The sequence below is a fragment of the Geobacillus vulcani PSS1 genome (assembly GCF_000733845.1).
Classification (GTDB): Bacteria; Bacillota; Bacilli; order Bacillales; family Anoxybacillaceae; genus Geobacillus; species Geobacillus vulcani.
The window spans coordinates 3,074,667-3,101,343 of sequence record NZ_JPOI01000001.1 but is presented as its reverse complement, the minus strand read 5'-3'; the positions used below and the strand labels follow the sequence as shown (position 1 = coordinate 3,101,343).

The 26,677-nt window shown below is 54.3% G+C and carries 30 protein-coding genes, 1 pseudogene and 1 riboswitch; of the genes and pseudogenes, 23 read left to right on the top strand and 8 right to left on the bottom strand.

Going from position 1 to position 26,677, the window contains the following annotated elements; translation table 11 throughout:
* Positions 1 to 96: 96 nt before the first annotated feature.
* The 3 genes from N685_RS0116645 to N685_RS0116630 all read left to right on the top strand — a co-directional run bounded on the left by N685_RS0116645 (position 97) and on the right by N685_RS0116630 (position 1,909).
* Positions 97 to 804 (top strand): cytochrome c biogenesis CcdA family protein, encoded by a 708-nt coding sequence (locus tag N685_RS0116645; RefSeq protein WP_031410222.1) that lies wholly within the window; start codon positions 97 to 99, stop codon positions 802 to 804.
* A gap of 68 nt (positions 805 to 872) precedes the next feature.
* On the top strand, positions 873 to 1,229 hold the full coding sequence (locus tag N685_RS0116640; protein WP_011230839.1) for a response regulator: 357 nt from the start codon (positions 873 to 875) through the stop codon (positions 1,227 to 1,229).
* Positions 1,230 to 1,429: 200 nt separating this feature from the next.
* A complete protein-coding gene (locus tag N685_RS0116630) occupies positions 1,430 to 1,909 on the top strand; it encodes a CcdC family protein (protein ID WP_407059689.1) in 480 nt (159 codons plus the stop codon).
* Positions 1,910 to 2,095: 186 nt separating this feature from the next.
* Here N685_RS0116630 and N685_RS0116620 read toward each other — a convergent pair whose 3' ends face one another.
* The gene (locus N685_RS0116620) at positions 2,096 to 2,530 is read right to left on the bottom strand and encodes a DUF2621 domain-containing protein (protein WP_031410216.1); all 435 of its coding nucleotides are present in this window, start codon (positions 2,528 to 2,530) and stop codon (positions 2,096 to 2,098) included.
* Positions 2,531 to 2,799: 269 nt separating this feature from the next.
* Between N685_RS0116620 and N685_RS18515 the strand changes: the two are divergent.
* The 6 genes and pseudogenes from N685_RS18515 to N685_RS0116590 all read left to right on the top strand — a co-directional run bounded on the left by N685_RS18515 (position 2,800) and on the right by N685_RS0116590 (position 9,462).
* Positions 2,800 to 3,467, top strand: a pseudogene (locus N685_RS18515) (cell wall hydrolase).
* 394 nt (positions 3,468 to 3,861) lie between these two features.
* Positions 3,862 to 6,555 carry a sigma-54-dependent transcriptional regulator gene (locus N685_RS0116610; protein WP_031410214.1) on the top strand — a complete coding sequence of 898 codons (2,694 nt, stop codon included), beginning with the start codon at positions 3,862 to 3,864 and terminating at the stop codon, positions 6,553 to 6,555.
* Positions 6,556 to 6,702: 147 nt separating this feature from the next.
* Positions 6,703 to 7,005, top strand: coding sequence for a PTS sugar transporter subunit IIB (locus N685_RS0116605; RefSeq protein ID WP_031410212.1), 303 nt, complete (start codon positions 6,703 to 6,705; stop codon positions 7,003 to 7,005).
* Positions 7,006 to 7,022: 17 nt separating this feature from the next.
* A complete protein-coding gene (celB, locus tag N685_RS0116600; RefSeq protein ID WP_031410210.1) occupies positions 7,023 to 8,378 on the top strand; it encodes a PTS cellobiose transporter subunit IIC in 1,356 nt (451 codons plus the stop codon).
* Positions 8,379 to 8,392: 14 nt separating this feature from the next.
* Complete coding sequence (gene chbG / locus N685_RS0116595) at positions 8,393 to 9,130, top strand: chitin disaccharide deacetylase (protein WP_031410209.1); 738 nt, start codon at positions 8,393 to 8,395, stop codon at positions 9,128 to 9,130.
* An 11-nt stretch (positions 9,131 to 9,141) separates the two neighbouring features.
* Entirely contained in the window at positions 9,142 to 9,462 is a 321-nt protein-coding gene (locus tag N685_RS0116590) for a PTS lactose/cellobiose transporter subunit IIA (RefSeq protein ID WP_031410207.1), read from the top strand.
* 343 nt (positions 9,463 to 9,805) lie between these two features.
* Here the strand turns inward: N685_RS0116590 and N685_RS0116585 are convergent, their stop codons facing one another.
* Positions 9,806 to 9,952 carry a small acid-soluble spore protein P gene (locus tag N685_RS0116585; RefSeq protein WP_031410206.1) on the bottom strand — a complete coding sequence of 49 codons (147 nt, stop codon included), beginning with the start codon at positions 9,950 to 9,952 and terminating at the stop codon, positions 9,806 to 9,808.
* A 125-nt stretch (positions 9,953 to 10,077) separates the two neighbouring features.
* Between N685_RS0116585 and N685_RS0116580 the strand changes: the two genes are divergently transcribed.
* Positions 10,078 to 10,338 (top strand): hypothetical protein, encoded by a 261-nt coding sequence (locus N685_RS0116580; protein WP_031410204.1) that lies wholly within the window; start codon positions 10,078 to 10,080, stop codon positions 10,336 to 10,338.
* A gap of 102 nt (positions 10,339 to 10,440) precedes the next feature.
* Here the strand turns inward: N685_RS0116580 and sspO are convergent, their stop codons facing one another.
* Positions 10,441 to 10,590, bottom strand: a complete 150-nt coding sequence (sspO, locus tag N685_RS0116575) for a small acid-soluble spore protein O (RefSeq protein WP_008879509.1) — start codon at positions 10,588 to 10,590, stop codon at positions 10,441 to 10,443.
* 234 nt (positions 10,591 to 10,824) lie between these two features.
* Between sspO and acnA the strand changes: the two genes are divergently transcribed.
* On the top strand, positions 10,825 to 13,545 hold the full coding sequence (acnA, locus tag N685_RS0116570) for an aconitate hydratase AcnA (protein WP_031410202.1): 2,721 nt from the start codon (positions 10,825 to 10,827) through the stop codon (positions 13,543 to 13,545).
* 36 nt (positions 13,546 to 13,581) lie between these two features.
* On the opposite strand, the gene sspL is transcribed toward acnA, so the two are convergent.
* Positions 13,582 to 13,719: a small, acid-soluble spore protein L gene (gene sspL / locus N685_RS0116565; protein ID WP_011230846.1), complete on the bottom strand. Its 138-nt coding sequence runs from the start codon at positions 13,717 to 13,719 to the stop codon at positions 13,582 to 13,584.
* A gap of 70 nt (positions 13,720 to 13,789) precedes the next feature.
* Here sspL and N685_RS0116560 point away from each other — a divergent pair, with 70 nt between their 5' ends.
* Complete coding sequence (locus N685_RS0116560; RefSeq protein WP_031410200.1) at positions 13,790 to 14,263, top strand: divergent PAP2 family protein; 474 nt, start codon at positions 13,790 to 13,792, stop codon at positions 14,261 to 14,263.
* Positions 14,264 to 14,368: 105 nt separating this feature from the next.
* Here the strand turns inward: N685_RS0116560 and N685_RS0116555 are convergent, their stop codons facing one another.
* A complete protein-coding gene (locus N685_RS0116555; protein WP_031410198.1) occupies positions 14,369 to 15,295 on the bottom strand; it encodes a DMT family transporter in 927 nt (308 codons plus the stop codon).
* A 233-nt stretch (positions 15,296 to 15,528) separates the two neighbouring features.
* Between N685_RS0116555 and N685_RS0116550 the strand changes: the two genes are divergently transcribed.
* Positions 15,529 to 16,194 carry a ribonuclease H family protein gene (locus N685_RS0116550; RefSeq protein ID WP_031410196.1) on the top strand — a complete coding sequence of 222 codons (666 nt, stop codon included), beginning with the start codon at positions 15,529 to 15,531 and terminating at the stop codon, positions 16,192 to 16,194.
* A gap of 6 nt (positions 16,195 to 16,200) precedes the next feature.
* Positions 16,201 to 16,416 carry a zinc-finger domain-containing protein gene (locus tag N685_RS0116545; RefSeq protein ID WP_031410195.1) on the top strand — a complete coding sequence of 72 codons (216 nt, stop codon included), beginning with the start codon at positions 16,201 to 16,203 and terminating at the stop codon, positions 16,414 to 16,416.
* A 226-nt stretch (positions 16,417 to 16,642) separates the two neighbouring features.
* Here the strand turns inward: N685_RS0116545 and N685_RS0116540 are convergent, their stop codons facing one another.
* Positions 16,643 to 16,912: a DUF2564 family protein gene (locus tag N685_RS0116540; protein WP_031410193.1), complete on the bottom strand. Its 270-nt coding sequence runs from the start codon at positions 16,910 to 16,912 to the stop codon at positions 16,643 to 16,645.
* A 129-nt stretch (positions 16,913 to 17,041) separates the two neighbouring features.
* Entirely contained in the window at positions 17,042 to 17,242 is a 201-nt protein-coding gene (gene cspD, locus N685_RS0116535) for a cold-shock protein CspD (RefSeq protein ID WP_003251474.1), read from the bottom strand.
* A 319-nt stretch (positions 17,243 to 17,561) separates the two neighbouring features.
* On the opposite strand from cspD, the gene N685_RS0116530 reads away from it, so the two are divergent.
* The 7 genes from N685_RS0116530 (at position 17,562) to N685_RS0116495 (ending at position 23,081) form a co-directional block, all read left to right on the top strand.
* Positions 17,562 to 17,813 carry a hypothetical protein gene (locus tag N685_RS0116530; RefSeq protein ID WP_031410189.1) on the top strand — a complete coding sequence of 84 codons (252 nt, stop codon included), beginning with the start codon at positions 17,562 to 17,564 and terminating at the stop codon, positions 17,811 to 17,813.
* A 195-nt stretch (positions 17,814 to 18,008) separates the two neighbouring features.
* Positions 18,009 to 18,410 (top strand): sporulation protein, encoded by a 402-nt coding sequence (locus tag N685_RS0116525; protein ID WP_031410187.1) that lies wholly within the window; start codon positions 18,009 to 18,011, stop codon positions 18,408 to 18,410.
* A gap of 207 nt (positions 18,411 to 18,617) precedes the next feature.
* The gene (locus tag N685_RS0116520) at positions 18,618 to 19,436 is read left to right on the top strand and encodes an MIP/aquaporin family protein (RefSeq protein ID WP_031410185.1); all 819 of its coding nucleotides are present in this window, start codon (positions 18,618 to 18,620) and stop codon (positions 19,434 to 19,436) included.
* Between the two features lie 67 nt (positions 19,437 to 19,503).
* Positions 19,504 to 20,994 (top strand): glycerol kinase GlpK, encoded by a 1,491-nt coding sequence (gene glpK / locus N685_RS0116515; RefSeq protein ID WP_031410183.1) that lies wholly within the window; start codon positions 19,504 to 19,506, stop codon positions 20,992 to 20,994.
* A 501-nt stretch (positions 20,995 to 21,495) separates the two neighbouring features.
* Positions 21,496 to 21,600: riboswitch (SAM riboswitch) on the top strand.
* 48 nt (positions 21,601 to 21,648) lie between these two features.
* Positions 21,649 to 22,005 carry a hypothetical protein gene (locus N685_RS0116505; protein ID WP_237746954.1) on the top strand — a complete coding sequence of 119 codons (357 nt, stop codon included), beginning with the start codon at positions 21,649 to 21,651 and terminating at the stop codon, positions 22,003 to 22,005.
* Positions 22,006 to 22,031: 26 nt separating this feature from the next.
* Positions 22,032 to 22,424, top strand: coding sequence for a VOC family protein (locus N685_RS0116500; protein WP_031410179.1), 393 nt, complete (start codon positions 22,032 to 22,034; stop codon positions 22,422 to 22,424).
* Between the two features lie 174 nt (positions 22,425 to 22,598).
* Positions 22,599 to 23,081, top strand: a complete 483-nt coding sequence (locus N685_RS0116495) for a PaaI family thioesterase (RefSeq protein WP_031410178.1) — start codon at positions 22,599 to 22,601, stop codon at positions 23,079 to 23,081.
* 397 nt (positions 23,082 to 23,478) lie between these two features.
* Here the strand turns inward: N685_RS0116495 and N685_RS0116485 are convergent, their stop codons facing one another.
* Positions 23,479 to 23,895, bottom strand: a complete 417-nt coding sequence (locus N685_RS0116485; protein ID WP_031410176.1) for a PaaI family thioesterase — start codon at positions 23,893 to 23,895, stop codon at positions 23,479 to 23,481.
* A 144-nt stretch (positions 23,896 to 24,039) separates the two neighbouring features.
* Between N685_RS0116485 and hutG the strand changes: the two genes are divergently transcribed.
* Positions 24,040 to 25,038, top strand: coding sequence for a formimidoylglutamase (hutG, locus tag N685_RS0116480; protein WP_051870829.1), 999 nt, complete (start codon positions 24,040 to 24,042; stop codon positions 25,036 to 25,038).
* 86 nt (positions 25,039 to 25,124) lie between these two features.
* Positions 25,125 to 26,612 carry a helix-turn-helix domain-containing protein gene (locus N685_RS0116475; RefSeq protein WP_031410172.1) on the top strand — a complete coding sequence of 496 codons (1,488 nt, stop codon included), beginning with the start codon at positions 25,125 to 25,127 and terminating at the stop codon, positions 26,610 to 26,612.
* The last annotated feature ends 65 nt before the right edge of the window (positions 26,613 to 26,677 follow it).

Below are 26,677 nucleotides of genomic sequence, written 5' to 3'. Positions count from 1 at the left end.
AAAATAGAAAAATTGACCAGGAACAATGAGAAACACGTTACGGGAAGAAGGAATTCTGCTAAAATAAAAAGTAAAAAAGCAGGGGCTGGTTCACCAATGAATGATCTCAATCTATTTTTAGCGTTCGGCGCCGGGTTTTTGTCGTTTATTTCCCCGTGCTGCCTGCCGCTTTATCCGGCGTTTTTATCGTATATCACCGGCGTGTCGGTCAGCGAGCTGAAAGAGGAAAACGCGATGTTCAATCGCCGCAGCTTATGGCATACGTTTTGCTTTTTGCTTGGCTTCTCGCTCATTTTTATCTCGCTTGGCTTTGGCACCTCGCTGCTTGGAAGGCTGTTCGCCGATTATCAAGATGCGATCCGGCAAATCGGCGCGGTCGTGATCGTCGCTTTCGGCCTCGTCGTCGCCGGGCTGTGGAAGCCGGCGTTTTTGTTGAAAGACCGGCGCATTTCGTTTCGTGAACGGCCCTCGGGATATGTCGGCTCTGTGCTGATCGGCATGGCGTTTGCTGCTGGTTGGACGCCGTGCATGGGGCCGATTTTGGTGGCGGTTGTCGCTCTAGCCGCAACCAACCCGGGCTCAGGAATGGTGTATATGCTTGCTTATACGCTCGGATTTGCCGTTCCGTTTTTCATTTTGTCGTTTTTTATCGGCAAGTTGCAATGGATTCGCCGCCATAGCGCGTCCATCATGAAGGTGGGCGGCTATGTCATGGTGGCGATGGGCGTCGTTTTGTACTTTGACTGGATGACAAAGCTGATTGCTTATACAACAAGCTTGTTTGGCGGATTTACCGGCTTTTAGCGGCGATGGAGCCGCCCTTTGTGCGGCTGTTGTTGGAGGAATCTCGTTGAGGAGAGGACGATGGAAAGATGGCTGCCATTTTAATTGCTGACGATGCGAAGTTTATGCGGGTAACGCTGGCACGCATACTAGAAAAAACGGATCACACCGTAGCCGGTGAGGCGGAAAACGGCAAAGAGGCGGTCGAGCTGTATCGCCGGCTGCGCCCCGATCTTGTCATCATGGACATTACGATGCCGGTCATGAATGGGATTGAAGCGGTGCGGGCGATTAAGGAGATCGATCCCGGGGCGAAAATCATCATTTGCTCGGCGCTCGGGCAGCAGCGTATGGTTGTCGAGGCAATTGAAGCCGGAGCGGCCGATTTCATCGTCAAGCCGTTTGAAGAAACCCGCGTGCTCGAGGCGATTGCCCGTCTTTTGTAAGCGGTCTTCGGCTCCGTACGGCAAAGGAAGGCGCCGCTTATGACCGCCGGAAGACAGCTGGCTGCGTTCCTTTTAGCCAGCGAGAGGGATGAAGCGATCGCGATGTTTGACGAAGGCGGGGGCGGCTCGAGAGGACGGTGGGCAAGCGGAGCGGTTTTTGCTATAATAGCGTTGTCCGTGAATTTTGTCGGAAGAAGGTGATGGCTTTGGCGTTCATTACCTCGCTCATCGCCGTTGTGATGGCGTTTTTCATCTTTTTTGTGCGCATGAAGGCGTCGGAAAAGCCGACGAATGCCAAAAAAATTATTTTGCCGCCGTTGTTTATGAGCACCGGGGCGCTGATGTTCATCGATCCGGTCTTTCGTGTTACGCGCGGGGAACTGATCGAAGCGGTCATTCTTGGCCTGTTTTTCTCGCTGTTTCTCATTAAAACGTCGAAGTTTGAAATCCGCGGCAACGATATTTATTTGAAACGTTCAAAATCCTTTATTTGGATTTTGCTCGGTTTGATTGTCATTCGCCTTGGGTTGAAAACGTATTTAGGGCGAACGATCGACTACCGCCAGTTAAGCGGCATGTTTTATTTGCTCGCGTTTTCCATGATTGTGCCATGGCGGATTGCGATGTATGTTTCGTATAGAAAGCTGGCGGCGCAGCTGAAACCGCCAGTGCTGACATAAAGAGCTGTCCCGCTGGTGGACAGCTTCCTTTTTTGTTGCGCCAAGCCGCTTCACTTCGCTTCCTTGGAATGTTCCGCAGACGGGGATGAAGTCGTCTGTCCCGGCCGAAAAAGTTGCTTGTTTAGGCTGCTTTTCATGCTGAAACAGACGAAAGCCGCCGGTCAGCCTTCGGCGAAAGGCGGAACGTCAGCGGCTTTCCAGTAAATGTTGATAAGGGGCGAGATCGATGTTTTTCGCCTGCAATGTCCGGATCAAAAATTTATGGTCACGCTTCGGCGTTGCAATGATGTAGCCGCGGATCAACAAGTCGCGCGTGATGCGCGGCGCCTGTTCCTTCAAGGCAAGCTCGCCGATTTTGCCGGCGATCTTTTGCCGCGCGACGTCGCGGAACAATTCCGGCACAGGGCGAACCAATTCCTCAAGCAGCGCCTTTTCTTCTTCCCCCCATAAATGGCGGGTTTGTTCAATGTAATATTCCTGCCAGTCGAGCTCCGATTTTCCATCTTCTTTTGGCAGCCGCTTCAAAAACTTGCGGAACATGAAAAAGCCCCCGATCGACATCATGACAAGCAAAAAGACGACCCAAAGCAAAATAAACCAAAGAAACCATCCGGTCAGCACGATCCCCACCCCAACATGATGATCAACTGTTTTTCCATAGGCAAGATTCGTCTACTATTATGTCGAAAAGCTTGCTGTTTGGCAAGTTTCAAACGACGGCTTGTTACGAAGCGTAACGCAACTGTAATGCAACTGTAAAAAAGCTTGTCCCGCCTTACAGCGACAACGGATCGAAAGCTGCCGGCCACTTTGTATGGAAAAGATATACAGTGACGTTTCTTTCTTGTCCTGCTAATCTAGTAAACAAAGAAAAAAGCCAAAAGGCAACGATGAGGGGGATGCGCAGAGTGAAAAAGACGATGGCAGCGCTCACGATCATTTGCTGTATGGCGTTAAGCTCTCATGGGATGTCGGCGGAAGCGGCTGGCTCGTATACATACTATCAAGTGAAAAAAGGCGATACATTGTCGAAGATCGCCAAACATATCATACTTCGGTTGCTTCGTTAAAGTCGTTAAACGGGTTAAAAAGCGATGTGATTTATGCCGGCGAAAAGATGAAAGTGCCGGCTGCGGCGAAGCGATCGGCTTCGGCGCCGGCAAAGAAGAAATCGATCTCATTAAGCGCCGCCGACCGGAAGCTGCTCGCCCAGCTTGTGCAGGCGGAGACCGGTTCGAGCGAGCCGTTTGCCGGCAAGGTGGAAGTGGCGCTTGTCGTTTTCAACCGCACAAAGCATCCGGAGTTTCCAAAGACGGTGCGCGGCGTCATTTATCAAAAGACGAAATCCGGCTATGCGTTTGTACCGGTCAAAACGGGGAAATTGACCCGCATTCAGCCAACCAAGCAAGATTACGAGGCGGTTGACAAGGCGTTGGCCTTATTCCCGAGCGACCGCCGCGGCTCGCTTTATTTCTACAATCCGAAAATCACCAAAGACAAATGGATGTTGTCGCGCCCGGTGACGATTCGCATTGGGCATCACGTCTTTACGAAATAAAGGGCCCGGCTTCAGGAACGTTGCCTTTGAGTGAAGCACAGCATACATAGGCGGTAAGGAAAAGAGCGTTTTCCCACTTTGGGAGACGCTCTCTTTTTCTGCGAAAATCACCCTTCGGCGAGTCGTGATGTTCATGCCAGAGCGGGGAAGAGCATTTTCCTCATCGATGTTGTTCAGAAAAAAGCAGGGTCTTTTCTGGCTAAGTGAGGGTCAACCATGTTATGGGTTTTTTCGGAATGATGGTCATGACTTCGCTGACAAAAGCGTTCGTTTTTCGACCAGTGTAGCTGTGTCCGGCCAATGAAGGACGGCAGATCGGTTCAACGTTTCCGCGGGAAGCCGGCAGGAGTTTGCCGGTGCTGTTGCGAATGTGTTGATCAAGGGGGGAGCGGCTGTGAAAAGAGTGGATCTTGTCTACGAAACGCTGCGGGAGTGGGAACGGAATGGAAAGCGGTGGGTGAGCGCTGAGGAGTTGGCCTGTGCTCTCGGGCTAGATCGAGCCAACGTCAGCCGTGATTTAAACCGCCTTTGGCGGGAGGGAAAAGTGCAAAAGCAAACCGGAAGGCCGGTTCGCTTTGCGCTGGCATGTGGACCAAAAGCGATGACGCGTCTCGACCGGCTGGCCAAGCAGCAGCCGAGCTTGGCAGCGGCGGTGGAGCAAGGAAAGGCCGCCGTCTTGTATCCGCCCAAAGGGCTGCCGATGTTGATTGTCGGCGAGACGGGAACGGGGAAATCGATGTTTGCCGAGTTGCTCCATGAATTTGCCGTCGCAGCTGGCCGTTTTCCGCCGGGGGCGCCGTTTGTGACGTTTAACTGCGCTGATTACACGAACAACCCCCAGTTGCTGCTCGGACAGTTGTTCGGGATCCGCAAAGGGGCCTATACCGGGGCCAATGAGCAAAAAGGATTGATTGAAAAGGCGGACGGGGGCATTTTGTTTTTGGATGAGGTGCATCGTCTGCCAGCCGAAGGGCAAGAAATGCTGTTTACGTTTATTGACCGCGGCATTTACCGTCGGCTTGGCGAGACGGATGTGGAGAGAACAGCCAATGTGTTGCTCATTTGTGCGACAACGGAAGATCCGGAGTCGAATTTGCTGAAAACGTTCCGCCGCCGCATTCCAATGCATATTTTGCTGCCGCCGCTGGAGAAGCGGACGCTTGACGAACGCTTTCGGCTGGTGATGCAGTTTTTTCAGGAAGAGGCGGTGCGGCTCGGAAAAGAAATTGACGTCTCCGCCAATGCCATGCGCGCGTTTTTGTTTTATCCGTGCCCGAACAACGTCGGGCAGCTGAAGGCCGATGTGCAGCTCGTTTGCGCCAAAGCCTACGCCGATTATGTCACCGGAAAGAAACAAGCGGTGCGCATTCATCGCGCCGATTTGCCATTTCAAGTGCAAAGGGGGCTTTTGCTGGAGAAAAAACATCCGCAAGCCGCCTCTTATTCGCTGCCGCGACGGTGGTATGCCTTCCCGCCGCATGGGGGGGAGGCCGATGTTGAGAGCGGGCCGGCGGCGGAATCCGAATCGGTTTACGGCGCGATTGAGCGCAAATACGGAGAACTAAAAGAGCGCGGCATCGCCGGCGATGAACTGGACCTATTGCTGGAAATGGACATTAAGCATTATTTCTCGCAATACATGAAAGGGGTGGACCGGCGCATCCGCGATCGCCGCGATCTTGAGAAAATGGTCGCTCCCGACGTCCTTGAGTTGACCGAAGCGATGGTCGTCTATGCGGAGAAAAAACTTGGGCGCCGCCTCGCCGAGAAGGTGATGTATGCGCTCGCCATGCACATTCAAACGGCGATCAACCGCCTGCGGGCCGGGACGATCGTTTCCCATCCGAAACTGAATGAAGTTCGCGCCGCCTATAAGCAGGAATTCGCCGTCGCGCTCGACTGCCTTCAGCTGATGGAAGAAAGGACGAATATCGACTTCCCGATCGATGAAGCGGGATTTTTGACGATGTTTTTTGCGTTCCACGAGGAGCAAGCGGAAGAGCGGGAGGAACGGGTGGCGATCGTGGTTGTGATGCATGGCAACGGTGTGGCTTCGGCGATGGCGGACGTCGTGAATCAGCTGTTGGCCGCCGCGTGTGTGCATGCGGTCGATATGCCGCTTGATGCCGACCCGAAACAGATTTACGAGCAGGTGAAAGCGGTGCTGCAGCCCGTCGCATCGAAAAAAGGAGCGCTGTTGCTTGTTGACATGGGATCGCTTGTGTCGTTTTCGAACTTTTTGGAAAAAGAGCTCGCTGTTCCGGTGCGGGTGATTTCCGCCGCCAGCACGCCGCACGTGCTGGAAGCGGCCCGCAAAGCGATGCTCGGCTATGCGCTTCAGGAAATTTACGAAGAAGTGAAAGCTGCAGCGCCGTTTTACATTCGCGGGCCGCTTTGGGAGGAGGACGCAGCGGAGCAGGACATGCTGGCGATCGTCACCGCCTGTTTTACTGGAAAAGGAAGCGCGTTGGCGCTAAAGCATATATTGGAAACGTATTTGCAGCTCGATGAGCGCATGTGGCGCATTATTCCCATTCAAATGGCAGATGCGGAAGAAGCGCGGCAAACCTTGTCCAACGTCGCGAAACATTTCCGCATCGTCTGTATAGTCAGCCATCTTTGCCTTGATGAGCGAATCCCGCACTTTTCTCTTGAGGACGTGCTTAGCTTGAGGGCGATGAAAGAAATCCAAGCGTTAGCCGACGTTGAGGAAATTCATATGCATATGGCTAGAGAGCTGACCGGCCATCTTCGCCACCTCGCACCGGCGCGGGCCATTCCCGCCATTCGCGCTGCGCTGGCGGCGATTGGTCGGGAACTCGGCCTTGAAGCGGATGGCCGCGATCTGGTGGGGCTTGTCTTTCATCTTTGCTGCTTGCTCGATCGCCTGCTGTCCGGAGAGAGAACGAGCGGTGACCGAGGAGCAGCGAAAGCTTGCGGGCATGAAGATGAAGATGGCGCGCTGTACAGGGCGGTCAAAGAGGGGTTGTTTCCGCTTGAACAGCAGTACGGTGTCTGCATCGATGAAGATGAACTGTGTCATATCGTTCACTTTTTTCGCTCCCTGCAAGGAAAACGAGATGGATAAGGTGCGATAATTGGAAACGCTTCCATTACACAGTTTCCCTCCGTTAACACACAACCGTTCCATCCGCTTCAGCGCTGTCTTTTCGGCGTTGGCATGGAATTTGCTTGAACAATAATGAATCATTGCAAAAAAAGGAGGAGAAAGCGGATGAACATTTTGCTCATTTGCGCTGCCGGCATGTCGACGAGTTTGCTTGTGACGAAAATGCAAGAGGCTGCCAAGGAACGGGGGATGGAAGCAACCATTTGGGCTGTCTCTGCCGACGAGGCGAAAGACCATTTCGATCGAGCGGATGTTGTGCTCATTGGCCCGCAAATCCGCTACAAGTTTGCCGCATTGAAGAAAGAAGGAGAGGCGCGCGGCATTCCGGTTGATGTCATCAATCCAGCTGACTATGGGCGTGTCAATGGCGCTGGAGTGTTGGACTTTGCGCTGCGGTTAAAAAAATAAACAGGGGGGAGAAGCGGATGGATCGGTTCATTCGGATGTTGGAAGACCGCGTGATGCCTGTCGCCGGCAGGATTGCCGAACAGCGCCATTTGCAGGCAATTCGTGATGGGATTATTTTATCGATGCCATTGTTGATCATAGGGTCTTTATTTTTAATCGTTGGCTTTTTGCCGATTCCCGGTTACAACGAATGGATGGCGAAATGGTTCGGCGAGCATTGGCTTGATAAGCTTCTCTATCCGGTTGGAGCGACGTTCGATATTATGGCGCTTGTTGTCAGCTTCGGGGTCGCCTACCGGCTGGCGGAAAAGTATAAAGTGGATGCGCTGTCCGCCGGCGCGATTTCACTGGCCGCTTTTTTGCTCGCAACCCCGTATCAAGTGCCGTTCACGCCGGAAGGAGCGAAAGAAACCATTATGGTCAGCGGTGGCATCCCGGTGCAATGGGTCGGCAGCAAGGGGTTGTTTGTTGCCATGATTTTGGCGATTGTGTCAACCGAAATTTACCGGAAAATCATTCAAAAAAATATTGTCATTAAATTGCCGGACGGGGTGCCGCCTGCTGTGGCCCGTTCCTTTGTTGCTTTGATCCCGGGAGCCGCCGTGCTCGTCGTTGTCTGGGTAGCCCGGCTGATTTTGGAAATGACACCGTTTGAAAGTTTCCATAACATTGTATCTGTCCTCCTGAACAAACCGCTCAGTGTGCTCGGCGGCAGTGTATTTGGCGCCATTGTCGCCGTGCTGCTTGTCCAGCTGCTATGGTCGACCGGACTGCACGGAGCGGCCATCGTCGGCGGGGTCATGGGGCCGATCTGGCTGTCGCTGATGGATGAAAATCGAATGGTGTTCCAGCAAAATCCGAATGCCGAACTGCCCAACGTCATTACGCAACAGTTTTTTGATCTTTGGATTTACATCGGCGGTTCAGGAGCGACATTGGCGTTGGCGTTGACGATGATGCTTCGGGCCCGCAGCCGGCAGCTGAAAAGCTTAGGTCGGCTGGCGATCGCGCCCGGCATTTTCAATATTAATGAGCCGATCACGTTCGGCATGCCGATCGTCATGAACCCATTGCTGATCATTCCGTTCATTCTCGTGCCTGTCGTGCTTGTGGTTGTTTCCTACGCCGCGATGGCGACCGGGCTTGTCGCCAAGCCAAGCGGGGTGGCCGTGCCATGGACGACACCGATCGTGATCAGCGGCTATTTAGCGACGGGAGGCAAAATTTCCGGGAGTATTTTGCAAATCGTTAACTTCTTCATCGCGTTTGCCATCTACTATCCATTTTTCTCGATTTGGGACAGACAAAAAGCGGCCGAAGAGCAGGCCGATCCAACGATTTCAAGCGGAGCGGGGGCAACGCACTCGCTGTAAAGGAGACGAACGAAATGCCGCGCTATTGCATCGTCAACGCCGATGATTTCGGTTACTCGAAAGGGGTCAACTACGGGATTTTGGAAGCGTTTCAGAACGGTGTCGTCACGTCGGCGACGCTGATGGCGAATATGCCGGCGGCCGAACACGCCGCCCGGTTGGCGAAGGACCATCCGGAACTCGGCGTTGGCATTCATTTTGTGCTGACGTGCGGCCGGCCGCTGGCCGATGTTCCATCGCTGGTGAACGAGAACGGGGAGTTTCCGCGGCGCGGGGAGGCGCTTGCCGGCGCTAGGCGCAGCGATATCGAACGGGAGCTTTGCGCCCAGTTGGAGCGTTTTTTCTCGTTCGGGCTCACTCCGACGCATATTGACAGCCATCATCACGTTCATGAGCACCCGAATGTGTTTCCGGTTGTGGAACAATTGGCCGAACGCTATCGGTTGCCGATCCGCCCGGTGCGGACGGCACGGCCGCATCGGCTGCCGACCGTCGACGTCTTTTTTCCGGATTTCTACGGGGATGGGCTGACGAAAGACCGCTTTTTATCCCTTATCGACCGAATTGGCGACGGGCAGACGGCGGAAGTGATGTGCCACCCGGCGTATATTGATGTTCCGCTCGCGTCAGGAAGTTCCTATTGTCAACAACGAGTCGAAGAGCTGGCGGTGCTGACCGACCCAACGCTCGTTGCCGAGATGGCCGAGCGCGGTGTTCAGCTGATCACGTACCGCGAATTCTATAAACTATAGGAGAGGGCGTTATGCAAACGTATGAACAAACTGTATTCCAACTGATTCTTCACGGGGGAAACGGCCGCAGTTATGCAATGGAGGCGATTGCAGCGGCGAAAAAAGGGGAATTTGCCGCGGCGCGCAGGCTGCTTGAACAGGCGGGAGCGGAACTGCAGGCGGCCCATAGGTTGCAGACCGAGCTGCTGCAACAAGAAGCGCGCGGCGGGCAGACGGTGGTGACGCTTCTGATGGTGCATGCCCAAGATCATTTAATGACGGCGATCACGGTCAAGGACTTAGCCGCTGAATTCGTAGAGCTGTATGAAGCGCTCAAGCAGCAAACAGGCTAATCGTCATCGCCGTCGGCCGGCTTGTTGCCTGGGTGGGGATGATGTCCTTCAATGGAAATGAACCCAAGGCGGGCGGCAATGGGATGTTCTAGAAGACCCCAGTGAAAACGCTCCATTTGCGAGAATCCAAAAGGGATCAGGTTATGGTGTCGCAAGATTTTTCAACATTGAGAAACGCTGTTGGGAGCACCATTTTCCCTTACATCACCCGCCTTCTAGAGACCGCCCGCCTTTTTGGTTTTACAATAATTTTATTATGTAAACATAAAGACAACAGCCGTTCAACCCGCCCAGCGGCAGCCGGGCGCGGCTGAACGGAGAAGGGAAACTCCGCTTGCTTGTGTCACATATCGTGGCTTGAATTATGCTTTTGTCGCGTATGGTTGCGGTTTTTCACTTTTTTCGAACCGTCAAGCGGCTCGGGCTGCCCGGGATTGTCGCCTTTTGGCGCGTTTTTGCGCATATCTTTGCCGTCATTTTTGTTTGTCATTTGTTGTCCCTCCTTTGTCCGTTAGCATGCGGCGTTGTGCTTTCGCTTATTCGGCGCATAATTTGCGCCCAGTTTGAAACGATAAGTAGTGAACGACCGCGATGACCGCGAAGGAGGGACGAGCCATGGTTTATCATAAAACGAAGCAGGACGCGTTTCAAGCAGCGCAAAAGGCGACGATGGAAGCAAAAGAATGGCACGATCACTTGGTGCGCGATCAAGCCGACTACGGCCACCAGCTGGCCCATCTGCGGCAGGAAGTCAACGAGGCGTTCGCCCAAATTGAAAACGCGCTCGAAGTCGCCTCGGAAACACAGCGCGTGCAGCTCGAGAAATTCCGCAGCGACTTGCAGGCGATTGTGGATGAAGTGAATCAAAACGAGTAAGGGAATGCCGGCGGCGGACATTCCCTTTTTGCATGCTATGGCATTTGCATGCTATGGCATTTGCATGCTATGGCAGGCCGGGATGGCGAAATGGCCGCCACCCTATTGGTTCTTTTTTCGTTTTTTGTTGTTTTGGCGCTGCGCTTCGGTCAGCGGTTCATTCGAGAACTCTTCGTTGTAGCCGGCGCCCATCCCTTGCGCTTTGGCGGCGTTCATGCCGGGAATGACGTGATTGGCTTTTCGCTTTGCCATTTGTTTCACCTCCGGTTGTAGTTTGTGATGAAACATGGGGATTATTCTAGTCAAGGCGTGATAAGAAAATAAGGGGGAAAGTCATTAGAAATCCATTATTTACAGCCCTTCCCGTTCTATAATAAGATAAAGTCGTACCAAGCTTTACAAGGAATGCGAGAATTGATACGATTTTTTCGACTTTTGCCCGGAAAAATAGTATAGTATTATTGTGAAGTGAAGGGGGTTGTACATATGGTGAAACAGGATGTATTCAACGCCCGCTCTTCATTCGAAGTCAACGGTAAAAAATACAATTATTACCGTTTGCAAGCGCTTGAAGAGGCGGGCATCGGCCAAGTGAGCCGACTGCCGTACTCGATCAAAGTATTGCTTGAATCGGTTCTCCGCCAAGTCGACGGCCGCGTCATTACGAAAGAGCACGTGGAAAACTTGGCGAAATGGGGAACGCCGGAAATGAAAGACATCGACGTGCCGTTCAAACCGTCGCGCGTCATTTTGCAAGACTTCACCGGCGTACCGGCCGTCGTCGACTTGGCGTCCATGCGCAAAGCGATGGCCGATTTGGGCGGCGATCCGTATGAAATCAACCCGGAGATTCCGGTCGATCTCGTCATCGACCACTCGGTGCAAGTCGACCGCTACGGGTCGGACGATGCGCTCGAGTACAATATGGATTTGGAATTTAAACGGAACGCCGAACGGTACAAGTTTTTGAAATGGGCGCAAAAAGCGTTTAACAACTATCGTGCTGTTCCGCCGGCTACGGGGATCGTCCACCAAGTGAACTTGGAATATTTGGCTAATGTCGTTCATACGGTTGAAGGGGAAAACGGCGAGTACGAAGCGTTCCCGGATACGCTTGTCGGCACGGACTCGCATACGACGATGATCAACGGTCTCGGCGTCCTCGGTTGGGGCGTCGGCGGCATTGAAGCGGAAGCCGGCATGCTCGGCCAACCGTCATACTTTCCAGTGCCAGAAGTCGTCGGCGTCCGCCTGACGGGCAAATTGCCGGACGGAGCGACGGCCACCGACTTGGCGCTTAAGGTGACGCAAGTGCTCCGGAAAAAAGGCGTTGTCGGCAAATTCGTCGAATTTTTCGGACCAGGAGTGGCGACCTTGCCGCTTGCCGACCGGGCGACGATCGCCAACATGGCGCCGGAGTACGGGGCGACGTGTGGCTTCTTCCCGGTCGATGCTGAAGCGCTCGACTATTTGCGCTTGACCGGCCGCGACGAACATCACGTTCAAGTCGTTGAAGCGTACTGCAAAGCGAACGGCTTGTTCTACACGCCGGACGCGCCGGAGCCGGTGTTTACGGACGTCGTCGAAATCAATTTGTCGGAAATCGAAACGAACTTGTCCGGTCCGAAACGGCCGCAAGATTTGATTCCGCTCTCGAAAATGAAACAATCGTTCCGCGAGGCGGTGAAAGCGCCGCAAGGCAACCAAGGCTTCGGTCTGACGGAAGCGGATTTGGAGCGGGAAATTACCGTCGAGCTGAACGGTGAACAAGTCAAGCTGAAAACGGGCGCGGTCGTCATCGCGGCGATCACGAGCTGTACGAATACGTCCAACCCATACGTCCTTGTGGCGGCTGGTTTGGTGGCGAAAAAAGCGGTCGAAAAAGGCTTGCAAGTGCCGAAATACGTCAAAACGTCGCTTGCGCCGGGCTCGAAAGTCGTCACCGGCTACTTGCGTGACTCAGGGTTGCTTCCGTATCTGGAACAGCTCGGCTTCAATGTCGTCGGCTACGGTTGCACGACGTGCATCGGCAACTCCGGTCCGTTGGCGCCGGAGCTCGAAAAAGCGCTTGCGGAAAGCGATTTGCTTGTCACAAGCGTCCTGTCTGGCAACCGGAACTTTGAAGGGCGCATCCATCCGCTGGTGAAAGGCAACTATTTGGCATCGCCGCCGCTGGTCGTCGCCTATGCGCTGGCCGGCACGGTCGACATCGATTTGCTCAATGAGCCGATCGGCAAAGACAAAGACGGCAATGACGTTTACTTCCGCGACATTTGGCCGTCGATGGAAGAAGTGAAGAATGTCGTCAAGCAAGCGGTCGATCCGGAACTGTTCCGCAAGGAATATGAGCGCGTGTTCGACGGCAACCCGCGTTGGAATGCCATCGAAACGACGGATGAGCCGCTTTACCAATGGGACGAAAACTCGACGTACATTCAAAATCCGCCGTTCTTTGAAGGCTTGTCGCCGGAAGTGCGCAAAGTTGAGCCGCTCACGGGCTTGCGCGTCGTCGGCAAGTTCGGCGATTCGGTCACGACCGACCATATTTCGCCAGCCGGGTCGATCGGCAAAAACACACCAGCTGGCCAATATTTGATCTCGAAAGGCGTTGAGCCGAAAGACTTCAACTCGTACGGTTCGCGGCGCGGCAACCATGAAGTGATGATGCGCGGCACGTTCGCCAACATCCGCATCCGCAACCAAATCGCGCCAGGCACGGAAGGCGGCTATACGACGTACTGGCCAACCGGCGAAGTCATGTCGATGTACGATGCATGCATGAAATACAAACAAGATGGCACCGGGCTTGTCGTCATCGCCGGCAAAGACTATGGCATGGGCAGCTCGCGCGACTGGGCGGCGAAAGGGACGTTCTTGCTCGGGATCAAGACGGTCATCGCCGAAAGCTTTGAGCGCATCCACCGCTCGAACCTCGTGTTGATGGGCGTCCTGCCGCTGCAATTCAAAGAAGGCGAAAACGCGGAAACGCTCGGCTTGACGGGCAAAGAAGTGTTTGACGTTCACATCGATGAAAACGTCAAACCGCGCGATCTTGTCAAAGTGACAGCGACGAACCCGGATACGGGTGAGACAAAAGAATTTGAAGTGATCGTCCGCTTTGACAGCGAAGTCGAAATCGACTACTATCGCCACGGCGGCATTTTGCAAATGGTGTTGCGCGAAAAATTGGCGAAAGTGAAGCAATAACGACAAAAAGCAGGCTTCCGCATCGGGAAGCCTGCTTTATTTTGTGTTGAGCTTTTTCGCCGCGTTTTCGAGTTTGCTTTTCGGATCCGGGGTGAACGTTCCGTCTTGGCCAAAGCCTTGCGGGTTGACGCCCGGCGCCTTCGTGCCTCGGTTTCGGCCGCCGTTTTTGGTCATCGCTTTCACCTCCGCTTCACGGATAGTATGACCGCTCCCGGCCAAAATATAAGCAAAGGAGGAAAGCATGATGAACAAGGGGCTCAAGACGGCGCTCGCGACAATCGCGCTCGCCCAGTTTCTGAAAATCCCGATCAAGCAGCTGGAGACCGGCCGGTGGGACTGGCGGCTCTTTTTCGAAACTGGCGGAATGCCAAGCTCCCACTCGGCTGGTGTTTCCGCCTTAGCGACGTTTATCGCCCTCGAGCGAGGCGTGCGCACGATCGATTTTGCCTTGGCCGCGTTGTTTGGACTCATCGTCATGTACGATGCCCAAGGGGTGCGGCGCCAAGCGGGCGAACTCGCCCTTCGCCTAAACGAGCTGGCGGAGGAGGTGAAAAAGTTGGAAGGAGACCCGAAACAAACCGTTTATCACAAACGACAGCGGCAGTTGCGCGCCCGGCTCGGGCACGAGCCGATCGAAGTCGTCGGCGGGGCGCTCCTAGGCATAGCGACCGGTGCTCTGTCGTATTGGGCGTGTCGACGTCGCAAACGAATCGTTTAGGTGGTGAAGCGGGCGGGGCGTCCACAGCATAGGAATGGTGGGCAGTCCAACACCTGAAGTTAGGAAAAGAGCTGTCCCGCTTTTCATGCAGGACAGCTTTTGTCGCTACGAGGAGATGTTCCGTTTTTCCCGCCATCGTCTTCCCCAGAAGCGCATGCTTGGCAGTTCGGCGAAAATCATGCCGGCCAAAATCGCAGCGCCGCCAAGCCAGGCCGATGGCGACAGCTGTTCCCCAGCCCAAAGGTAGGCGGTCAAAGCGGCGAACACCGGCTCCATGGCGAAAATGAGAGCGACATGGGCGGGAGTCGTATATTTTTGCACCGCTGTTTGGATGAGAAACGCCGCGGTCGTCGCCAGCAGCGATGTCACAGCGAGCGCTCCCCATACTTCCGGGCGGCGGAGCACCGCTATATTCCACATGTCGTCGGCATCTTCAAACCAAAAGGCAAAGACGAAACAGAGCGCGGCGACGGTGAAAATTTGCACCATCGTCAACAACATCGTTGAATACCGAGAGGAATAGAGGCCGGTGACGATAATGTGCATGGCAAAGGAAACAGCACAGAGCAAGACAAAGAAATCCCCCTGATTGAACGACAGCTCCGCTCCTCCCGTCAGCCAATACAGGCCAAACGCAGCAAGTGTTGCTCCGATGGCCGCATTCACAGACGGTTTTTGCTTTAAAATCAAAAAGGAAAACAGCGGCACGAGCACAACGCTCAGTCCAGTAATAAAGCCAGCTTTCGAGGAAGTGGTGTACAACAGCCCGACCGTTTGGAATGCATAGCCGCAAAACAGCCATAGCCCCATCCACGCCCCGGCGCCGATGACCTGCCATGACAACTGACCGAAGAGCGGACGGGAAACGGCGGTGATCCAGGCGAGAAGCAACAAGCCGGCCAAACTGAAGCGAACGGCGTTAAACGACAACGGCTCCAAAAACGAAATGGCATTTTGGACGACGACAAACGTCGCACCCCAGACGAAGGTCACCATTAGCAGACTCAGATCGGCTATGGTTTGACGCTTCAATTCGAATCCTCCCTCTTCATTATGGTTGCGCCCTATCTCATTTTGGGGGCTAGCTGCTAGTGTACCACAAATAGGCCGGAAAAGACAGATATTTTGGAAAAAAGATGGGTGCCTGCGGCAAAATGGTTGATACGAAAAGAATTTGCGCATAATATTAGGTAATGAACAAGGGCGAAAGTGTGGTAAAATAAAAACCAGCTCCGATCATCGCCATGCGGAAGGGTGACCCAACGTTGGATGTACAAATCCACTGGACATATATCACACCGAAAAAACAAGAGGCGTTTCTTGTTTCCGATTGGGTGGAGGCCAAAAAGGCGCTCACTTTGGCAGATGATTTTGAAAAAACCGGGCGGACGAAAACAGTTGAGTTTGTTGATCGAAACGGTACGGTGTGGTCAAAAAAAGAGCTGCAAAAGCTGCTTGAGGAGATCGGCGGCGAGCCGCATGAGATTGTTGTGTATTTCGACGGCGGCTTTGACCATGAGACGTCCCAAGGCGGCGCCGGCGCGGTCGTATACTATAAGCAAAACGACCATCGCTACCGGCTGCGCGCCAACCGTCGACTTGGCGAAATCAAATCCAATAATGAGGCGGAGTATGCGGCATTTTGGTTTGTCATGCAGCTGCTTGAGGAGCTTGGCGTCCATCACTTGCCGGTGACGTTCCGCGGCGACTCCCACGTCGTGTTAAAGCAGCTGTCCGGTGATTGGCCGTGTTTTGAGGACGATTTCAACACCTGGCTTGACCGCATTGAAGCGAAAATGCGCGAACTTCACATCGAGCCGGCGTACGAGCCGATTTCGCGCAAGCAAAATAAAGAGGCGGATTCGCTCGCCCGTCAGGCGCTTGAAGGGCGGATCATCACAAGCCGAACGGAATTGACGGAGAAAGGGTAAGGTCGTATGGGAAAGAAGAGAAACCGACGCAAAGAAATATTGGACCAAATCGCTTGGCTGGAGGAAACATACTGCTACGGCTGCTTTTTAAAAAGCACGTTCCGGAAAGAGTACGGCAAAACGTACGCCCAGTCGTTTTGCATCCAGCAATGCACGGTCGGGGAACAAATGCGGCAGTACGGAGAGATGCTCCTGTCAGCGCCGGCGCGTCCGCGTCGATAATGGCGAATCAGAAAGCGGGGGCGCTCTGTTTTCTTCTTGCGCACTGAAGAGACAAGCGATGGAACGGCGTTTCACCGCTGACAGGCAGATCAGATAACTCCTTGTGCCAGCAAAGCAGGTTTTTTCGCCTGTTTTCTCAAAAGAATGCCAGTTTGCTTCGTTTTCTTTAGCAAGTGGGGATATAAGCCAAAAGAGCTTCGCACAGCGAAGCTCCATCTTGCTTGCCTTATTGCTGCGCCTCGCGAAGCTGATGCTCGGCGCGGGCCAACGTTTGTTCACAGCGGGCGAGGAAATCGCCATCGACGCCTGTCGCTTGTTGGCGAGCGCGCGCCAACTGGTCGCGGGCGTTTTTCACCGCTTGTTCGGCATGGTGAAGCATCTCAGGGTCGAGTTGCATCGTCGCTTGACCGACCATTTTTTCCGCCGTTTCGACGAACATTTCCACTTGCTTTAAGTCGTTGTATCCTGTATGTACGTCGGCATCGCGTTTGGCCATATGAACACCTCCCTTTCCTTATTGTTCGCCGCTTGATTGAATCTATGCAAATCGCAATGAAAAAGGCACCCTGCCTAAGCAGGGTGCCTTTGGTTCCGCTCCCGTTCTCTCGTCTATGTCAACGAAGTCTTATAATTTGACAACGTTCGCTGCTTGCGGTCCGCGGTTTCCTTGGACGATTTCAAACGAAACTTCCTGGCCTTCCTCTAACGTTTTGAACCCTTCACCTTGGATTGCCGTGAAGTGAACGAATACGTCCGAACCGCCTTCCACTTCGATGAAACCGTAGCCTTTTTCGTTGTTGAACCATTTTACTTTACCACGTTGCATAATACTGAATTCCTCCTAATACCTTTAGCCTGTTCGGCTAACCTCAAGATTTTATCAAATAACAAAATATACTTCACAGCCATCCAAGATGCTCTTTCATGTTGAATGCCTGAAATATATTCTGTTATGTGATGACTCTACTATACACTACCGCGGGTGGCCGCGTCAAGCAAAAGAAAGGAAATTTTCGAAAAAAGTTGTTTGCCGATTCGAAAAATAATGAGTTGAAAAGGAAAACGGGCAGCTGGGGAGAAAAAAGTCATGAGCAGGCAACAACGGCCATACATTGGAATAGGAACGACAAAAAGGGGGAGAGCGGATGTACCGCGGAAAAATCGCGGGAAAAGAAGTGATCGTCCGGTTAGGGAGCCGGGTCAGCCGTCGGTATTTCAGCGACAATAAAATTTACCACATGGTTCTTTCGTACGGAGAGTCGGCGTTTCGCAAAGGGCAGGATACGTTTTGCATCTATCATGACCGCGTCGGTTTGATTGTCGCGGAAGTCGAGCAACAGGACGTCCCAGTCATTCGAATCGATTACATTATCGAAAACGAAAATGTGTACGAGTAACCAATTGACAGCGGAAGGCGAATGCGGTAATCTCGAATGTAAGCGGTAACAAAACGAGCCGCATTCGTCCCTGTTTCTCCCTAGGGGCAGACGTGCCGCGCCAGCATCGTCTGTTTATTTTTTGGCTCGCGTTGAAACAGTCGGCTTCGTTTTTTCGTATGATAATACGACAAGAGAGACAAAGAGGTGACTACGGTGTTATTGCGCAAAATGATGTCAAGAGTCGGAGTCGGGTCGGCGCACGTCGACTTGATCTTAGATAAATCGTTATGGCGACAGGGAGAAATGATTCAAGGGACCGTCCACATTTACGGCGGAACGGTGGAACAAAGGATCGAGCGGCTCGATGTGGAGCTTGTGCAAAAAACAATCGAAAATGGCAAGGAGCTAGATGACATTGTCGCTGTCATTCCGGCGGCCGGTGCGTTTTCGATCAAGCCGAACGAGAAAAAGGAAATCCCGTTTTCCTACATGATTCCGGAAACCTTGCCGCCATCGCGCCCCGGCCGGTCGTACCGGTTCATCACCCGCCTTCATATCGAAGACGCGGTCGATACGCTCGACTTCGATTACGTGCAAATTTTAGCAAAGAAATAGGTTGACAGCGTTTTCAAACAATGGTATTCTTAAAGTAAGTTAATATTCTGTTGTGGCGGAGAAACGGAGACCCACACATATTCCTCGTTGATTAGCGGGGAAGTGTGTGGGTTTTTGTTTTTCCACCCAACAGACAACCCTCCGGAGGGTTTGGCTCAAGCAGGAAATGACAAGGAAAATCACGAATGAAAAGGAGGAAGAGACCCAATGTCACCATTTTTAGGAGAACTCATTGGCACTGCATTGCTCATCATTTTCGGCGCGGGTGTGTGCGCTGGGGTCAATTTAAAGAAATCGTATGCGGCCAATTCGGGCTGGATTGTCATTACGATGGGATGGGGGCTGGCGGTGGCGGTGGCCGTATACGCTGTCGGCCGGTATAGCGGCGCCCATCTGAATCCGGCGCTGACGGTGGCGTTGGCGCTCAGCGGCGATTTTCCGTGGAAAGATGTTCCTGGCTATGTGTTGGCACAAGTACTCGGCGCTATGATTGGAGCTGCCGTCATCTATCTCCACTATTGGCCGCATTGGAAAGAAACGGACGATCCGGGCGTCAAGCTTGGCGTGTTCGCCACCGGGCCGGCCGTGCCGAATACGGCAGCCAATTTATTGAGTGAAATCATCGGCACATTTGTGCTCGTGCTGGCCATTTTGGCCATTGGCGCCAACAAATTCGCCGATGGGCTCAATCCGTTTGTCGTTGGTTTTTTGATTGTAGCGATTGGGCTGTCGCTCGGCGGTACGACCGGATACGCCATTAATCCGGCTCGAGACTTTGGGCCTCGGTTAGCTCACTTTTTGTTGCCAATCCCAGGGAAAGGATCATCGAATTGGTCGTATGCGTGGGTGCCGATTGTCGGGCCGCTGCTTGGCGGCGCGTTAGGCAGTTTGGTGTATAAAGCCGTTTTCTTGGGAAAACCGACCGGCGCATTATGGGGAGTGCTGGCGGCCACCGCAGTCGTTTTGACGGCGGCGAAGATGGCAGAAGGAAAAACAGCCGGCGCCGCAAGACGCTATTCTTCTTGACCGTTTGTGTTGACGCGGATGAAAGTGAGTGGATCGAAAACGACCAAGAAAAGGGGAGGACGATACTATGGATCAATACATTTTATCCATCGACCAAGGTACAACGAGTTCGCGCGCGATTTTGTTCAATCAAAAGGGCGAAATCGTCCATATGGCGCAAAAAGAGTTTGCCCAATATTTCCCACAGCCCGGCTGGGTCGAACATAACGCGAACGAAATTTGGGGTTCGGTGCTTGCCGTCATTGCCAGCGTCTTGTCCGAGGCGCAAGTGAAGCCGGAACAAGTGGCGGCGATCGGCATTACGAACCAGCGGGAAACGACGGTTGTTTGGGAGAAAGACACCGGCAATCCGGTTTACAACGCCATCGTCTGGCAGTCGCGGCAGACGGCGGGCATTTGCGAGGAGTTGAAAGCCAAAGGGTATGATCCATTGTTTCGCGAAAAAACGGGTCTGCTCATTGACGCCTATTTTTCTGGGACAAAAGTGAAATGGATTTTGGACCATGTCGAGGGGGCGCGCGAACGGGCGGAGCGCGGCGAGCTGTTGTTTGGCACGATCGATACGTGGCTCATTTGGAAGTTATCCGGCGGCCGCGCCCATGTGACCGACTACTCGAACGCGTCCCGCACCTTGATGTTCAACATTCATACGCTTGAATGGGATGACGAACTGCTTGCGATTTTAAACGTGCCCAAGGCGATGCTTCCTGAAGTGCGGCCATCCTCGCAAGTATACGCGAAAACCGTCCCATACCATTTCTTTGGTGTCGAAGTGCCGATCGCCGGAGCGGCGGGCGATCAACAGGCGGCCTTGTTCGGTCAGGCGTGCTTTACGGAAGGGATGGCGAAAAATACGTACGGCACCGGTTGCTTTATGCTGATGAATACGGGGGAAAAAGCGGTGCAGTCGAAGCACGGGCTGCTGACGACGATCGCCTGGGGCATCGACGGCAAGGTCGAATACGCGCTTGAAGGCAGCATTTTCGTCGCCGGCTCCGCCATTCAATGGCTGCGCGACGGCTTGCGGATGATCAAAACAGCAGCGGATAGCGAAGTGTACGCGGAAAAAGTCGAGTCAACGGACGGGGTGTACGTCGTCCCGGCGTTCGTCGGCCTCGGCACCCCGTATTGGGACAGCGAGGTGCGCGGGGCGGTGTTCGGCCTCACGCGCGGCACGACGAAAGAGCATTTCATCCGCGCGACATTGGAATCGCTCGCTTACCAGACGAAAGACGTGCTCGCCGCTATGGAAGCCGATTCCGGCCTCTCGCTGACCACGCTGCGCGTTGACGGCGGGGCGGTGAAAAACAACTTATTGATGCAGTTTCAAAGCGATTTGCTCGCTGTGCCGGTCGAGCGGCCGGTCATTAACGAGACGACGGCGCTCGGGGCGGCGTATTTGGCCGGGTTGGCGGTCGGCTACTGGAACAGCCGGAGTGACATCGCCGCCCAATGGCAGCTCGAGCGCCGGTTTGAGCCGAAGATGGATGACAACAAGCGAACGATGCTCTACGATGGCTGGAAAAAAGCGGTGCGGGCGGCGATGGCGTTTAAATGATGGAAAAACGCGGATGCCTTGGATGACGGGCATCCGCGTTTTTACGTCCTTCGTTATGATACTGCGTGCCAGCAGGTTGACTGCTTCATCTGCTGGCATGGGGGGCTGGAACAAGTAGCCTTGCGCCTCTTGACAGCCTTTTTCCCACAAGTACTCGAGCTGTTCCTCGCGTTCTACTCCTGAAGTGAGTGGTCGTTCGGTTTTCCAAGCCACCGGCTTGCTTTCGACAGTCGAAAAATGGATAAGCGACTTTTCCGTCAAGGAGATGTTGAACGTTTTTGTTGCATCTGTCCTGAAGGTATGTAAATCTCAAGATTGTATAAAACAAAAGGGGATTTTCATCCTTCCGATGGTGCTGAATTTTTTTCGGCATGGGGGTCTATATACTATTTTAGGGTGAAGTGAATCGCAGCAACACCCCCGAACAGACGGGCGTGGTTCAATAGTAAAGACCGTTGTCACTGAGGGGGATGTGTGGTAGGATAAGAAGAAATAGCATACGTCTTATCAAGAGTGGACGAGAGAACGGGCTTGATGACCCCACAGCAACCTGCCGCTGGCAAGGTGCTAACACCCGCAAAGCGATGTCGCTTTGGATGATAAGAACGGCCACCCCCTTTCGCGTCATTCCGAGGCGGAAGGGGGTTTTTGATGATGGGAGGTGAGGGGGAAACAGTGGCGGAACGACTGTCGCTCCGCGCCTGCATGGCAGCGCATTTGCCGGCGGCGACGTTTGCTGTTCACGTCATGCGTTGCGTGCGGACGGAGCTCACCCGGTTCGATCGGCAGGCGGTGGTGCATATCGACCGCGGGGACGGCTATGTCCACTTGTATGGGGAAGCGCAAGGAACGATGTTTTCCCTCGTGCTGACGAACGATGAGGCAGAGGAATGGAAAGCGGAGGGGCCGTACGCCCTTGACCGCTATCTATGGCAGGAGCTAGAAAAAAAAGACATTTTTCCACCGCAAATGACCCCGTATTTGCGCGCTGTGTTTTCCATTGAATCGTAGAACGTGAGAGAAAGGAAGAACAGCGAATGGCAGTCAAAAAATTTGAACACGTCGGCATCCAAGTGAAAGATATTGAAACATCGAAAGCATTTTATCAAAACGTCGTCGGCCTCGAGCTGCTCAGCGAGATGATTCATACGAACGGGACGATGAAACTGGCGTTTTTGGGGCTTGACGGCCAGATCATCGTCGAGCTCATCGAAGGATACAACCCGGATTTGCCGACGGAAGGAAAAGTGCATCATGTCGCGTTTACGGTCGAAGGCATCGAGCAGGAGAAAGAACGGCTCGTGTCGCTTGGCATCCCGCTCGTTTGGGAGGACATTACCGAGCTTCCGAACGGGGCGAAATATTTGTTTTTCCTCGGTCCAGACGGAGAATGGATCGAATTTTACGAGCCGGAGCGATCTGCACAATAAACACGGGCGGTCCGCTGTTTGGGCCGCCTATGCATTTGCCGTCTGGTCGTTGGGCCCTCGTGCCGCGCATTCTCTCGCCAGTCTTGTCCATCACTAAGCAGCCATCTTCCTAAATAAGAGTCGTCGTTCTCTCTATTCAATGGTATACTAGAAAAAGAGAGGGGGAGATGTGTAGTGGAAGAAACGATCGTTCACGCCATTCAAGACGACTATCCGGATGAATTCGCTTGGTGCTATGGCTGCGGCCGTTTGAATGAGACGGGCCACCATTTCCGCACCGGATGGCAAGGGGACAAGACGGTGACCGTATACACGCCGCGCCCCGAACATACAGCCATCCCTGGATTTGTGTATGGCGGATTGATCGCCTCGCTCATCGACTGCCACGGCACCGGTTCAGCGGCGCTGGCGCTGCACCGGAAAAACGGCCATGAGCCGGGCAGCGGGGAGACGCCGCCGCGCTTTGTCACCGCTTCGCTGCACGTCGATTTTCTCAAACCGACGCCGCACGGGGTGCCGCTTGTGGCCATCGGCACAGTGACGGAAATTCATCCGAAAAAATGGCAAGTTGACACCGAAGTGTTTGCGAACGGTGAATTATGCGCCCGCGGGCAAGTCGTCGCCGTCGTGATGCCGAAAACGTTTGTCCGCTCTTAACAAGCAACGGGAAGCGCCGAAAAGCCGCTGTTTTTGGCAGCGCTTTCTTCGGCGCTTTGCCGCTGAGGGCGGTGAAGAATTGAGCGCCCCCTGCAGTTCGGCTCGCGCTGGCGGGCAAAGCCCATCATCATTCCCCCTGCCCGTTGTGAAGGGCCAAGGCGGCCGGAGACGTTGTCCGAAATGCCGCTTTCTTTCCAGTAGGTTTTGAGGGGCGGTGATTTAAGGAAACAGGCCGCTTACCAGCCTCGCTTCTCAAATAGAAAAGCCCTGTCGCATCAGGAGCGTCTTTTACACGCTCCCCCATTGTTCAAAAGAAACAACCGTTTTTCACCAGCCTTTTTGGCCTTCTTTCGGAATCCTGCCCATGCCCCGCTCGCTAGCACGGAAGACCGGTGTTTCATCGTTTTTCCATGATCAGCACGGATGACGTGGCGCTCGCCACCTCTTTGCCGTTTTGCCGCACGGTGGCGGTCACATAAACGACCGTTCGCCCGGGTTTTTCCACTAGCGCCTCGATTTCCGCTTCCCCGGCTTCCATCGGACGATGAAACGTCGTGTGCAAGTTGATCGAAGCGTGCATTTGGTCATCGCGAAGCAAGGTCGTCACCGCATAAGCCATCACGATATCGGCCGCCGCGCCGACAAACCCGCCCATAATGACGCCGTTGCCGTTGAGCAGCGATTCGCTTACCTTCCATACTCCTTTCGCATAGCCGTCCCGGGCTTCTGTCAAGCGAACGCCGAGCGTTGTATCGCACGGCGGCGGCGCGCTTTGGCCGGCGATGACGTCATGCAAGTTGACGGTTGATTTCATGCTGTGCCACCCTTTCTGTTTTCGTATCTGTATTCTTTTATTCGCGGGAAAGACGCGATTTCCTCTTTCTGCCCCTGCAAGAAGGAGAACGGCAAAGCGGCAGCGAAAGAAACAGGTAGCTGATCGTCGAAAGGAGATGGTTCGATGTATCAACAACCCGAGAAAAGCCGCTGGACGGGGCGGGTGGACAGTGTGAGCGATGAACGGGCGTTTCGCCTCCATCAGCGCATCCGCCTGTTGGATTTATCGCAGCCGTTGGCGCCGATGGAACGAGCAGCGGCTCTCATCGGCTTTGCGTGCGACGAGGGAGTGCGCCGCAACCAAGGCCGTCAAGGGGCGAAAGAGGCGCCGGCCGCCGTGAAGGCGGCGTTGGGGCGGCTGCCATGGCATCTTCCGCAAGGCGCGTCCATCTTTGATGCGGGCGATGTCGTTTGCGTGGACGGACAACTCGAACAAAGCCAAGCCGAACTCGGCAAAGCCGTCGCCCGCCTGCTGCGAAGCGGCGCGGCGCCGGTGGTGATCGGCGGCGGCCATGAGACGGCGTATGGCCATTATTTGGGCGTCCGTGAAGCGCTTGGGCCGAACGCCCGCCTTGGCATCATCAACATTGACGCCCATTTCGATTTGCGGCCGTATGATAACGGGCCGACATCCGGGACGATGTTTCGGCAAATTTTGGATGAGGACAAACAGGTGGGATATTGCTGCTTAGGCATTCAGAAGCTCGGCAACACGGCGGCGCTGTTTGCGGATGCACAGCGGTACGGATGCGAGTACATGCTGGAAGAACAGCTGACTGCAGGGCCGATGGAGGCAGCGTATGAACAGATCGAACGATTTGCCTCAACGTATGACGGCGTGATGTTGACCATTTGCATGGATGCGATCAGCGCTGCCGCCGCGCCGGGGGTGAGCGCGCCGTCGCCGTTTGGACTCCCACCATCGCTGGTGCGCGCGCTCATCCGCCGCATCGTTGCGCATCCGAACACGGTCAGCGTCGATCTTTGCGAAGTCAACCCGCTCGTGGATGAAGGCGGAAAAACCGTGGCGCTAGCCGCTGCTTTTTGCCTAGAAATCCTTCTTCATCTCCAATGTTTGCAAGGAGGCCCCTCATTTAGGAGCAGGCACAATGGGGGCAGTTGACTTTCGACGTTTGCAAAGCAGCGCCGAACACATTCGCTGAACACGTTGCCTGAACCATTTCATCAAGCAGCTAAGGCGGTGAGAAGATGAAACTCGTCATTGCCGAACGGGACGACAAGGAACGAGAAGCGATCTGCTGGCTCGTGTCCGCGTATTCCTTGCCGATTGAGCAAGTATATACGGCGGCTACGGTCGAGGAGATGATGGCGCTGCTGGAACGGGAAGCGCCGGAGCTATTGTACGTCGAATTGGATATGATTCCGTATGAACAGTGGGGGAAAGCGGCATCTTGCATCCGCCTGTTTTGCCAGCGCGTGATTGCCGCAACCGCGGAGGCGACATTCGCACGGGCGAAGCAAGCCATCGACTGGCAATGCGTCGATTTGCTTGTGAAACCGCTTGAGCCCGCCAAATTGAAGCAAGCGTTGCGAACGGCGGTTTCATTTTCCGCCGGGGACGGGCGCTCTCGGCCGTCCGTCGGTGTTGGCGGCTATGATGACGATTATCGCTCGTTGTTTGTCGATGACCGTGTTGATGTGTCGACCCACGTATGGCTTGTGCAGGCCGAACAACCTGCCTTCTCTTCCGAAGTGGTCCGCTTTTTAACAAACTATCCGTTTCGCCGGCGGGCGCGCGTCTTGCCGTTGACCCATATGGCGGCCTGTCTCTTTCCCGAGCTGCCGGGCGACGGAAAAGAAGAGGCATGGAAGATGTTGCGCGATTGGGAGGAGGACCATCATGAGCCATTGGCGGTCGTCATCATGCCGCCGGATGGCCGGCGATCGGTGCGTGAGCGATACCAAGCCGCCCGCCGGCTGCTCGAGACGACGTTTTTTATCGGCTACCGGCAAGTGATCGCTCCGGCGCCTGATGACGGACCGTGGCGCCACTTGGATCCGTTTCTGACGCCGGAAGAGCAGCGGCAATGGATCGAGATGCTTGAGCGGTTTGACCATGAAGCGGTCAAACGATGGCTGCAACGGGAATTTTCCGATTGGACGCCGCCGTTTCCGAGCCCGGAGATGGTGCGCACGCGGTTGACGAGCATTTTGGCGCAAATCCGCCGGTTTATGAAGACGTACCGTCTGGACCGCGGCGCGACCGAACGCGAGTACATGCGCCTATTTCAGGAAATTTTGTATAATCCGGTGCTGTATCGCATCGTTCAGGAATTGATTTTGTTTTTGCGCCGGCTGCTTGACGAAGCGAGGCGAGCAGCGGAAGACGCGCGCGTCGACGCCATCGAACGGGGGCTCCGCTATATGGAAGCGCATTTTCGCGACCCGTCGCTCTCGTTGGAGCAGGCCGCGGCGGCAGCCGGCCGCAGCCCTGCGTATTTCAGCCATTTGTTGTCGAAAAAGCGCGGCGTGACGTTCCGCCAATGGCTGACGAACCGGCGGCTTGAGGAGGCGAAACGGCTGCTTCGCCAAACCGACCTCTCGATTAAGGAAATCGCCGAACAGACCGGGTTTCGCACGGCCCATTATTTGACGCGCGTCTTTAAAGCCGAACTGAATCAGACGCCGACCGCCTACCGCGATGAACAACGATCGTATCGGTCATCACCGCGGTAGGCGGTTTTTTTCAAAAAAAATGAACAGCCATCAAAAGAAATGGATCAATGGAGAGAAAAGAAATA